Source organism: Hyphomicrobium denitrificans 1NES1 (genome assembly GCF_000230975.2).
GTDB classification, from domain to species: domain Bacteria; phylum Pseudomonadota; class Alphaproteobacteria; order Rhizobiales; family Hyphomicrobiaceae; genus Hyphomicrobium_B; species Hyphomicrobium_B denitrificans_A.
In genome coordinates this window covers 111,838-121,789 of the sequence record NC_021172.1, presented here as the reverse complement: position 1 = coordinate 121,789, position 9,952 = coordinate 111,838, and the positions used below count along the sequence as shown (strand labels likewise).

The 9,952-nt window shown below is 57.0% G+C and carries 10 protein-coding genes; 2 read left to right on the top strand and 8 right to left on the bottom strand.

Going from position 1 to position 9,952, the window contains the following annotated elements:
* Positions 1-487 precede the first annotated feature (487 nt).
* Positions 488-1,264, bottom strand: coding sequence for a glycosyltransferase family 25 protein (locus tag HYPDE_RS00525; protein ID WP_015596346.1), 777 nt, complete (start codon positions 1,262-1,264; stop codon positions 488-490).
* Between the two features lie 72 nt (positions 1,265-1,336).
* Here HYPDE_RS00525 and HYPDE_RS00520 point away from each other — a divergent pair, with 72 nt between their 5' ends.
* A complete protein-coding gene (locus HYPDE_RS00520) occupies positions 1,337-2,560 on the top strand; it encodes an O-antigen ligase family protein (RefSeq protein WP_015596345.1) in 1,224 nt (407 codons plus the stop codon).
* A gap of 159 nt (positions 2,561-2,719) precedes the next feature.
* On the opposite strand, the gene HYPDE_RS00515 is transcribed toward HYPDE_RS00520, so the two are convergent.
* From HYPDE_RS00515 to HYPDE_RS18975, 6 genes are all read right to left on the bottom strand, one after another.
* Positions 2,720-4,678 carry a polysaccharide biosynthesis protein gene (locus tag HYPDE_RS00515; RefSeq protein ID WP_041319681.1) on the bottom strand — a complete coding sequence of 653 codons (1,959 nt, stop codon included), beginning with the start codon at positions 4,676-4,678 and terminating at the stop codon, positions 2,720-2,722.
* A 262-nt stretch (positions 4,679-4,940) separates the two neighbouring features.
* Positions 4,941-5,480, bottom strand: coding sequence for a hypothetical protein (locus HYPDE_RS19760; protein WP_015596343.1), 540 nt, complete (start codon positions 5,478-5,480; stop codon positions 4,941-4,943).
* Between the two features lie 77 nt (positions 5,481-5,557).
* Complete coding sequence (locus tag HYPDE_RS00505; protein WP_015596342.1) at positions 5,558-6,076, bottom strand: hypothetical protein; 519 nt, start codon at positions 6,074-6,076, stop codon at positions 5,558-5,560.
* Positions 6,073-6,384: a DUF1778 domain-containing protein gene (locus tag HYPDE_RS00500; protein WP_015596341.1), complete on the bottom strand. Its 312-nt coding sequence runs from the start codon at positions 6,382-6,384 to the stop codon at positions 6,073-6,075. Before HYPDE_RS00500 ends, HYPDE_RS00505 begins: the two co-directional genes overlap by 4 nt.
* A 188-nt stretch (positions 6,385-6,572) precedes the next feature.
* Positions 6,573-7,709, bottom strand: coding sequence for a Rad52/Rad22 family DNA repair protein (locus HYPDE_RS00495; RefSeq protein ID WP_244437741.1), 1,137 nt, complete (start codon positions 7,707-7,709; stop codon positions 6,573-6,575).
* 112 nt (positions 7,710-7,821) lie between these two features.
* Entirely contained in the window at positions 7,822-8,328 is a 507-nt protein-coding gene (locus tag HYPDE_RS18975) for a hypothetical protein (protein ID WP_144061130.1), read from the bottom strand.
* 417 nt (positions 8,329-8,745) lie between these two features.
* Between HYPDE_RS18975 and HYPDE_RS18970 the strand changes: the two genes are divergently transcribed.
* Positions 8,746-8,955 (top strand): hypothetical protein, encoded by a 210-nt coding sequence (locus HYPDE_RS18970; RefSeq protein ID WP_144061129.1) that lies wholly within the window; start codon positions 8,746-8,748, stop codon positions 8,953-8,955.
* A 24-nt stretch (positions 8,956-8,979) separates the two neighbouring features.
* Here the strand turns inward: HYPDE_RS18970 and fcl are convergent, their stop codons facing one another.
* The gene (fcl, locus tag HYPDE_RS00475; RefSeq protein WP_041320685.1) at positions 8,980-9,933 is read right to left on the bottom strand and encodes a GDP-L-fucose synthase; all 954 of its coding nucleotides are present in this window, start codon (positions 9,931-9,933) and stop codon (positions 8,980-8,982) included.
* Between the last annotated feature and the right edge of the window lie 19 nt (positions 9,934-9,952).

The window sequence follows — 9,952 nt, the reverse complement described above, 5'->3', positions numbered from 1 at the left end:
TTACCTGTGCTGCAGTAGGTACGTTGGTGCAGGTGTCGATCTGTCCTGGCGTACACGAAGCCTCCTCGGGGGCTGGTCATAGCCAAGAACAAAAGGAACCACAAGAACACGGGGCACGTGTTGAAGAATTGCACCCGAGTCGCTGAGATCAGAACGCATAAACCCATTGGCGGATATGCACATTGCTACGACAAAGTTCTCATACTTGATGTTCAGCGTTGGTGCCTGGGACAGCGCAACAGCCATCAGGCGCACGAACAGAATGCGGATTGCCGTAGCGCAAAGACACACGGATGCAGGCACTATATGCGCGTGGGATGCCTGTAAAAGGAAAGCCGTATCCGCTTTGCCTCAGAGCGGATGCCGGTGTCGGAGATCTGCGCCCAAACCTCGTTCCGAGTCGGAGCGCGTCCTATGTCGGGGACGACATTTTCCGAGTGGTCCGAACGCAGGCTTGGCAAATAGGCGCCTGCTGTTGTAGTGAGTTTTAGGACCGCTGTTGGCGATCAGATACAGTGCTCGACGAACTGGCCAGGTAGGCGCGGGCCGCGTTCACCAATCCTAGCTTGCATACTCCTTTGATGCGCCCCTTAAGGTATCCAAGAGGATTGGCTCTCCAATAGAACCTCCGTCGCGTGCTCTTTGGGATGAACGACGCAAACTTCTCACTCGGCCCAGCCGGTGGCGGCAGAATGCCGTAGCCGTTGAGTCCCATCTCCCATCCATAGCGTATATCGACATCAATCGGACGCGTCCGTTGACGGGGCGCCAGTAGCTTCCGACAGCCGGACCGACTGAGCACATAAGCGGTCGTCGTCTTTGGGAAATGAGCGTAACGCACCAAATAGCGGTCGCCGCTCAATTGCGATAGCCGGTGGTGCGGACAATGCTTGACGTCAGACAAGCCGACAATGTCCCACCCTGCAGGCAAACGGCCAACACACGTCTCGACAACCTCGTGAAAATCACTCGCCAGTTCGGCATCATCCTCTAGCACAATGGCATAGGGTAACCCGCGCGCAAGTATTGTCTCGGCGGCCATGAGATGACTGGCGTAGCAACCGATCTCACCCGGCAGTAATGGTATTGCTCCGCTGAAGTTCCCCGCCAATCGCGTCGGAACTGCGTATCCGCCAACCGCATCAATGCGTTCGAACGCACCACCAAGCTGCTCGCTCATATAGGCGAGGCGATCAGTAGCCGAGGCGAGATTGATGACGAAGACTTGCATGGCGGCAGGACAGGAATTATTCAGTTGAACCATTCCTGCTGCGCCTGAGAAACTTGCGATTCTCCGCTAAGGTCAAATAGGACCGCGCGCTATCATGTGGCACATATGCTATCAGCATCATCCGTCGACTCCCTCGCAGGCAAGCTTAGCCGAAAAATCAAGGACAATCCAGCACGCGGTCTCTTCGGAGCCTTCCTTATCTCGATCTTCTTTCTCAAGGGTGCTCTAGCAAGCGTCGTCGCCGCTGTGTGTTTCGCTGTCAGCTGGATATTGATTGCCAGAGAAGCACGCGATTGCAAACTGCCGACGCCGCTGGTCGCCCCCATCGTCTTAGCCTTCCTTATTGTCGTCGGATTGCGTCTCCTGTTGCCCCCCTACGGGATCGCCAGCGCGGTGCCCGGCACGGCAGAGTCCCACGTGCTGCTTCTTGCGGGCCTATACGGACTAATCTTGTTTGTGCAATCGCGTCTTCCATTCAGCCATATCCTGTGGCTATTGGCCGGTGCCGCATTCGTCTCCGTTATAATCACGCTAGTGACGATGCCACAACTCGACGATAGATTGAGCTTCGTGGGCAGAGCATCGAACCCAATCCTCGGGGCTGGCGCCGTCGCAGCGGGCCTCATAGCGGCCATCACAGTGCTCGCGTACCATCTGGACATCCGGCGTGCTCCGCTGACAGCAGTTCTGCTCGCCTTCACAATCTGCGGCATCCTCGCCGGACTCTATCTTGCAGACAGCCGCGGCCCGCTCCTTGCGCTCGCCTTTGCACTCTGCGTTACCCCGTTGGTTGTTTCCAGCGGCTCGCGGGCGTTACTCTTTGCCTGCGCGTTCGGCGCCTATGCACTGGTGGTAGCAGGTGTATTGCTCGAGGGGCCTATCCGGCATGCGCTCTGTCCAGCTATCGAACTCGCTTGCCGCGATCCGAAACGATACGACGTCTGGATGCAGAGCGTCGATACCATAGCCCAGCATCCACTCTGGGGTAGCGGGTACGCATTCCGCTTCGAAGGCATTCCTCACGCGCACAACACTTATCTCGGCATGGCCCTGTACTATGGAATTCCGCTGGCTATCTTTTTCGTATGTCTGATGGCTGTCGCCCTCTCTAAGGCATCCAGACTGAAAAACCGGAATGAGAAGTTCTTCATCGTGGCAATGCTCATATTCGCCAACGGCTTCATGGGATCGGATTTGAGCGAGCCGGTCCGCTTCTTCAACACCCACTATGTGTTTTTGTGGCTCCCTATATTCTTGGCTATGGTGCGGCCTCAGATAGCGCAACGCGAGTCAGCTCAATTGGACGAACGTATCAACGCAACAACATGACCTTCGTGCTGGACTCGCCCTTCGAGCGGCGCGATCTTCAAGGCGCGGAAGCTAAAGCTCGACATGCCTGCCTCCTCGGGAAGCCGGCCGTTTGATAATTTTGCGAAAGGGCGGCCAGCCAATTCTGTTGCGGAGGTCGAGAGCTTCCCGGCAGAACCATCAATGAATTGTGCGCAAGACCTGCTCGTCCGAGCGGGTTTTGAGCGCGTCTTCGCCGGGACCAGAATCAGACCCTGGGCGATATCCTTCGACCGTACGCATCAACACGCTCCTAAGCGCGGCCATGTCATGGGCCTCGGTCGCGAGCTTCAACACGTCGAGCTCGTGCTTGAGCTCGTTCCATGACAGGAACGGCTCGTCGGACTTGTAGATGCGCGGGTGCTCGGTGACTTCCGTGCGGGCGCCGATCAAAAGCTCCTCGAACAGCTTCTCGCCCGGTCGCAGACCGGTGAAGACGATGTCGATGTCTCCGTCCGGGTTGGACTCGTCGCGCACCTCACGGTTCGAAAGCCGTACCATAAGACGTGCGAGATCGAGAATACGCACCGGCTCGCCCATCTGCAGCACGAACACCTCGCCGCCGGTCGCCATCGCACCGGCCTGAACGACAAGCTCGGCTGCTTCAGAGATCGACATGAAATAGCGCACGACATCGGGATGGGTCACGGTGACGGGACCTCCAGCGCCAATCTGCTTGCGGAAGCGCGGGACCACCGATCCCGAGCTGTCGAGCACGTTGCCAAAGCGCACAGCCGTGAAGACCGTTCCGATCTGCTTTGCTGCCTCAGCCTGCAGCACGAGTTCAGAAAGACGCTTCGACGCCCCCATGATATTGGTCGGGCGCACCGCCTTGTCGGTCGAGATCAGAACAAAGCGCTCGACGCCGCAGCGGACCGCAGCCTTGGCGATGACAAGCGTGCCGAGCACGTTGTTCGTGATGCCGGCGGTCGGATTGCATTCCACCATTGGCACGTGCTTGTAGGCGGCGGCATGATAGATGGTCTCTACCCGGTGCTCGGTCAGGAGGGCATTCACGAGCTGGTCGTCGCCGGCCGAACCCAGGACGGGAACCAAGCGAGGCTTGACGACATCCGCCGGCAACTTGGCCAGGGCTTCGCTCATCTCCAGCTCGATCCTGTAAAGTGCTGGCTCGGAAATCTCAAGCAGCACGACAAGGCGCGGCGACTGACGCATCACTTGGCGCACAAGCTCGGCGCCGATCGAGCCGCCGGCGCCGGTCACGAGAACAGACTTGCCACGCGTATTGCGGGCCAGAAGCTCGGGCCGCGGCATCACAGGGTCGCGTCCCAGAAGATCGTTGACATCCACGTCGCGTAAGCTGTTGACGCCGACATGACCGGAGGTGAAGTCCTCATAGGCCGGCAAAACCTTCACCGAAACCGGAAGCTGTTCGAGCTGCTTCAGAACCTCGCGCCTTTCCTGCTTTTGCGAGCCCGATAGGGCAACCAAGACCTCACAAACGCTTTCGGATTCAATCAGCCCAGCGAGACGGCTCGGCGGATACACTTTGATCCCACCCGCGTACTGGCGCCAGAGTGTCGGCGAGGAGTCGATGAAAGCTACAATATCGCGATCGCGCGCGCGCCGCACGGTTTTCAGGAGCTCGATCCCCATCCGGCCGGCACCGTAGATCAGGGTAGGCTTCGGCGGCACGTGGGAGAACTCGCGCGCGGTTGTGATATCGGCACTGTTGAGTATCGCCTTAATCGCATAGCGAGTCCCAATGAGCAAAACGGCCCCGAAAATCCCGTAGGGGATGATGACCGAGCGCGGCATGCCGTTCTGGCCTGACATGAATACAAAGAGCGCCCAGATCAGCGTGGACAGCCCGACGGCGAGCGCGATTTGCGTGGTGCCACGATAGCCGACAAAGCGCGTCACCACCCGATAGACCTTGAAGCGCCACAGCGTAGCGATAGTGGTGAGGGGAGCGGCCAGAACCAGTACAAAGGCCACGCCGCCGGTCGGCGGGACATAGGGCACACCGAAACGAAGTGACAACGGCACCCAAAGGGCAATGCTGAGGAGAATGAAATCGACAACAATCAACACCGCGCGCTTGTGGTAGCGCGGCATCTCAAAGATGTAGTTTCTCATCGCCCCCTCGAACTCAAAAAACTTAATACCAATATTTTCTTTCGATCTAGAATCAAACGGAAAAGTTGAGGATTCCCTCGCCAAAGGCTGTATGTTCTCAATTAGATTAGCGGCCCATCTCGAAATTTATGTCGGCTATATGCCTTTTGGAGCGAAGCGCTCGCCCGACTCTATCGTGTGGCTTGAAAATTCCTGAAACGGTCATCAATCTGCCAACCGCCCTCGGCATCCCGTGCCTCAAAGCATTACCTCAAGATCGGTTTTATATCGGAAAGAGATGTTTCCCCGCAGTCAACGTAATAGCTGAGAGTCGAAAGTACGAATTGTCGCAGATGGCCAGGGGAAGAAAGGGACCGATACGCCGGTCAGTGGCCCGGACCATCGTAGAAATATTAGTTGAAGATACGAAACGACGGATACCGTTTGCCATCGCTGCCCGGACAGTGAAGACCATTTCATCAGGAACCCCGTCGCATTCGGCCGCCGCCCAATGTCCATCATTCGACCTCAGCGAGCCAAAACGAATGCACGGGCTCTCCTGCACACTGTGAAACCAACCCATGTCATCGCTCTTTATCCTGCGGTTGATGTTTCCGTAGACTGGATTTACTGAATTCCTCCTCTGTATCTGGAACGCCTGTCTCGCTTGATGCGACAGCTTCCAAAGCCTGGCCGCGTGTTTGAGCGGCTCCGACACGCCGTTCCTAACCCAAAAGGCGCGTTCGTCACCGCTGCGATGCAGTTGATCGTGATGCGTCGTGCAAAGTGGCACCGTAAATTCGTCGGACACCTTGAGAGCCATGGCGCGTGGTTGTGCAAACCTGAGGTGATGGTCCGCTCGCCCGTGCGCACCGAATGGCGAGGGGCGCCCGCTATTGATTACGCAAATAATTTCGCAATTTTCGGCATAGGTAGAAACAGCCGGTTCGGGTTGTCTGCAAACTCGAGAAAATCGAAATGTCGGTAGAAGGTCGCAGCCTTATGGCTGATGGCATCAACCAGTACCGCTGCCGACGCAATTTCCTTGGATTGAACATAAGCCCTATGCAGGGAATCCATCAGGAGAAATTCACCCAATCCTTTTCCGGCGACGCTCTGGTCCCGTGCGAGCCGCCCTAAGAGAGTTGCGGGCAGCGTTGGATAGCGCGGCAGCTTTTTTGCTATGTTCTCCGGCACTGCCGTCAATTCAAGCGTCGTCGAAGACAAAGTGTAGTAACCAAGGACCGTCTTCCCACCGTCAGTGACTGCAACGAACGGCGCGGCGGTAAAGCGCCGCGCGTCCTGGCTTGCTTGCGTTTTGATGTACTGGGCGAGCGAATTTTCCTCGCACGTAAAAGCCGCCCGGTCATGGTCCTTCCGGAGCGGCTCGATAACCCAGGACCCTTCCAGCCTCGTCATACCTTGACGCTGCTCGTTGCCTTATAGCGCCCGGCCGCCTTGCGCAGGCGCTTGTTGGGCTTGGTATTCTCAAGGAAAGCGGCGACAAAGGCTTTGCTGTCTCGCGCCGTTAGTCTCACTAGCTCATGCTCACGGATCGTGCGCAACGCCGCTTCCTCCGCGCTTGCCAGCACGAAATCCGTCAGGCTGCGTCCGGTGAGCGCCGCAGCTCGCTCGAGCAGCTCTTTCGCCTCGGGCTTTAACCTCGCGCCAAAGCGGGCCGGCGCTCGCGACCTAGCCTTCTTTCCAATAACCTGTGACGTCGCCATGTGCGATCGCCTCCTCATTCATCAATGAGTACGTCAATTTGACGTACGTGTCAAATATTACCGCGTATCAACCGCTCGGCATTACACCTAAGGTCTCGGACGAGCTTTCGGTTCCGCTTTGCAAGATCCACCGCGGTTTCACCTCAGGTCGAGATCGCGAATGGTAGACCATCTGCTATCCGCAGCGGTTACTTCTGATCTTGGCGAGGAGGTCTCCGTAGACTGGGTTCACTGAATTCCTCCTCTGTATCTGGATCGAACGCCTGCCGTGGCGTCTCGCTCTTGTGATGCGACAGCTTCCAAAGCCTGGCCGCGTGTTTGAGTGGCTCCGACACGGCGTTCCTAACCCAAAACGCGCGTTCATCACCGCTGCGATGCAGTTGATCGTGATGCGTCGTGCAAAGCGGCACCGTAAATTCGTCGGACACTTTGAGCGCCATCGCCCGTGGTTGTGCAAACCTCAGGTGATGGGCCTGTGTCGGCTGGCGGCCGCAGATCAGACACGGCTGCTTGGCGACGAATTCAAGATGCGCGCGATCCCGGAAGCGCTTTTCCTTCGGCAGCAGATAAGGCCCGGTGGTCCGCTCATCCATAATCGAAGGTTGATCAGAGATCATCCTGGTTGACTGGGACTCTTGCGTAATTTGCCGGGCTCGGTCCGTGAGGCTGGTGATGATCCTTTGCGCAAGGTCCTTTGCATGCGGATCCTCGTTCTTGTCGAGCGCTTTAAACGAATTGGCATTGAGAGCCCAAAAGGCATAGAGGTCATCGATTGCTCTGAGCTCGTCGACGTGGCGCAGAACGTAGTTGGTAAAGGCTCCGGCGTCGCTAAACCTCGTCTCCTGTTTCTCAAGCGTTGTCACGACGAGTTCGGACCTGAACTTTGACGGCTTCGTCACCTGAGAGCGCTCTGGATCGTAAAGCGCCAGGCCAAAGGCATTGCCAAAGGTCGCAAGCGCCCGCTTGGTCGCGTCCGTTTCGGCCGACTTGATTGCCATGTCGTGGGCTTCTTCAGGCCGTTGCGATCGGCCGAGCCCGGTCCCGAGACCTTCCCGCACCGTCACAGCCTCGCCGGCGCGCACCGAGATGCGGACCTTGGTCGAATAGAAACAGACCGTCTGCCCGGACTGTTGCTGGGTCCAATGACAGTGGGGGCTGAGCGTCTGCCGGTCCCAATGCTCGAAACCGAAGATCCGGTTGGCCTCGGCGATGGCGTGCCATCCCTCGATGTAGGACAGGGTTTCACCATTCGCGTCCCGGGTTTTGACGTGACGGCGTTTGAGCTTGGCCCTGAGGAATTTCGTCTGCATTGCAGAGAACGTCACGGATGTCTCCTACGCTGAACCTTATCTAGCCTGACCACCTATGCTGCTCGCGAGTTCGAGGGCGTCCGCGATTGACGTTCGCGGACCGACCCCGTTTTTCTCACCGAGCGGCTCAGCCTTTCTTTGATGAAAGCGCCTTGACGAGCGCCTCCTCCTTGCCCGCGAGCTCATAGGGATCACGCTCATCCCGGATGCCGCCATAGGCCAAAATGGCTTGCTCGAGCACGTGGTACTGGGCTTCCGTCAGGTGCAGAACGATCCGCTTCGTCCACGGCCGGCGTTTCTCGAGAATGCTGGCGAGCTCTTTTGCCGTCGTTTTGTCGGCGAGTTCGAGAAGCTGTTGGCGATTGCCCAAGGAGATGTGATCGATCAGGACGATCAGCTTCGGCCAACCGAGCGCCGCCATATGATTTTCTTTGACCCGAAGCTCCCGGAACGTTCGGTCGACGCGCACCATAAAGTCGGCGTCGCCGCGATCGACTCCGAGAAGCTTGACGATGGCATCAAAGAGCCTAGGGTCTTCATCCTCGAGCTGACGGAAACGTTTGGCGACGGAGAGAAAGCCGTCCCCGGCAAATCCGGCGGCGAGGTCGGTTCGGTCATGGAAAGGGATCGTCACGATTTTGCACTCCAATGAAAATATTGAGGTGCAGAAATCGTAGGCAAAAGCCGGCGGAAGGCATTAGAAATTGCAAATATATTTTTTGTTTTTTTGCGTACTTCGATAAAGACAAAAGCACTAAAGCGGTTTTTATCCGCATATTCGCACGGCAATTTGAAAGCCGGTGTCGATGATACAAGTTGTTGTGCGAATAGCCTTGAGCGTCCGACGACTCCCGACATCCGATCATAGTTTCAGCCGAGATGCCAATAACCGTGACCTTGCGGTTCTGGCCATATGCATAACTTTCGCAACCTTTTCTTCCCGGTCACAATGCTCCTGCACCCCCCCTGCAGGCGAACAACGGTTCGGGTCGTGCGCAGCGTGCTATTGGTAGATCTTCTGCAGCATGACTATGGCGGCCGTCCCTCATCGATGATCGAGACCATCAAGCGCGGCGACGGCGATCCGCTCGCCCGGTTGGCTGACGTCCTTTCGTCCTTCGCGTTGTTGTCCCTTGTCTTGCTATTCTCTCTTTTTTCCTCTCTTTGTTTCTCTTGGGTTGCACAATTCAGCATTCTCCTGCGCATCGCGTTGGTTTGCTTCCACCTACTTGCCGCTGTGGCGAAGGCGCTGAGTTTATAAGCAGATCTGAGAATTCCGAGCAAACTAGGCGGTCAGGCGTGCCGTTGGCTCGTTCGATTCAAACCATTGATAAGCATCGACGAGCCCGTCTCGCAACCCATAGCGGGGACGCCACCCCGTAGCAGTCAATTTTGAGATATCGAGCAGCTTTCGCGGCGTCCCGTCGGGTTTGCTGGGATCGGTGACGATAGCGCCACTGAAGCCCACCACCTCACACACGAGGTTTGCGAGTTCCAGAATTGTAACATCTTCGCCCGTCCCCACGTTGACGTGATCCATTCCGGAATACACCTTCATCAGATGCATGACAGCGCTAGCAGCATCGTCGACGTGCAAGAATTCTCTTCGCGGCGTGCCGGACCCCCATATAGCGATCTCTCGGGCTCCAGATCGCTTTGCCTCATGTGCCTTTCGAAGCAAGGCTGGAATGACATGACTTGCAGCAAGGTCGTAGTTATCACCGGGGCCATACAAATTGGTCGGCATCGCAGAGATGAAGTCCGCGCCGTATTGCCGTCGGTAGGCTTGGCAGAGTTTCAGCCCGGCGATCTTGGCGACGGCATACCATTCATTGGTCGATTCGAGGCTGCCGGTAAGAAGCGCGTTTTCAGCTATCGGCTGAGGCGCAAACTTCGGGTAAATGCAGGATGATCCCAAGAACAAAAGTTTCTGTACGCCACTACGAAATGCTGCATCGATGACGTTCGTCTCGATCGCGAGGTTGTCGTACAGAAACTCGGCCGGATAGCTATCGTTCGCCAGGATTCCTCCAACTTTCGCAGCGGCGAGAAAAACGACATCGGGCTTTTCGGCATCGAACCAGGCTCTGACGCGTGCCTGCTCGCGAAGATCGAGTTGTTCCCGCCCAACCGTCAGCAGTTCGCAATCCTCACCGGCGAGTTGACGGACGATGGCTGATCCAACCATTCCGCGGTGCCCACAAACAAAAACGCGCTTATTTTTCAAATCGAAGGGCATGATCCGTCTCGCTCCGCTA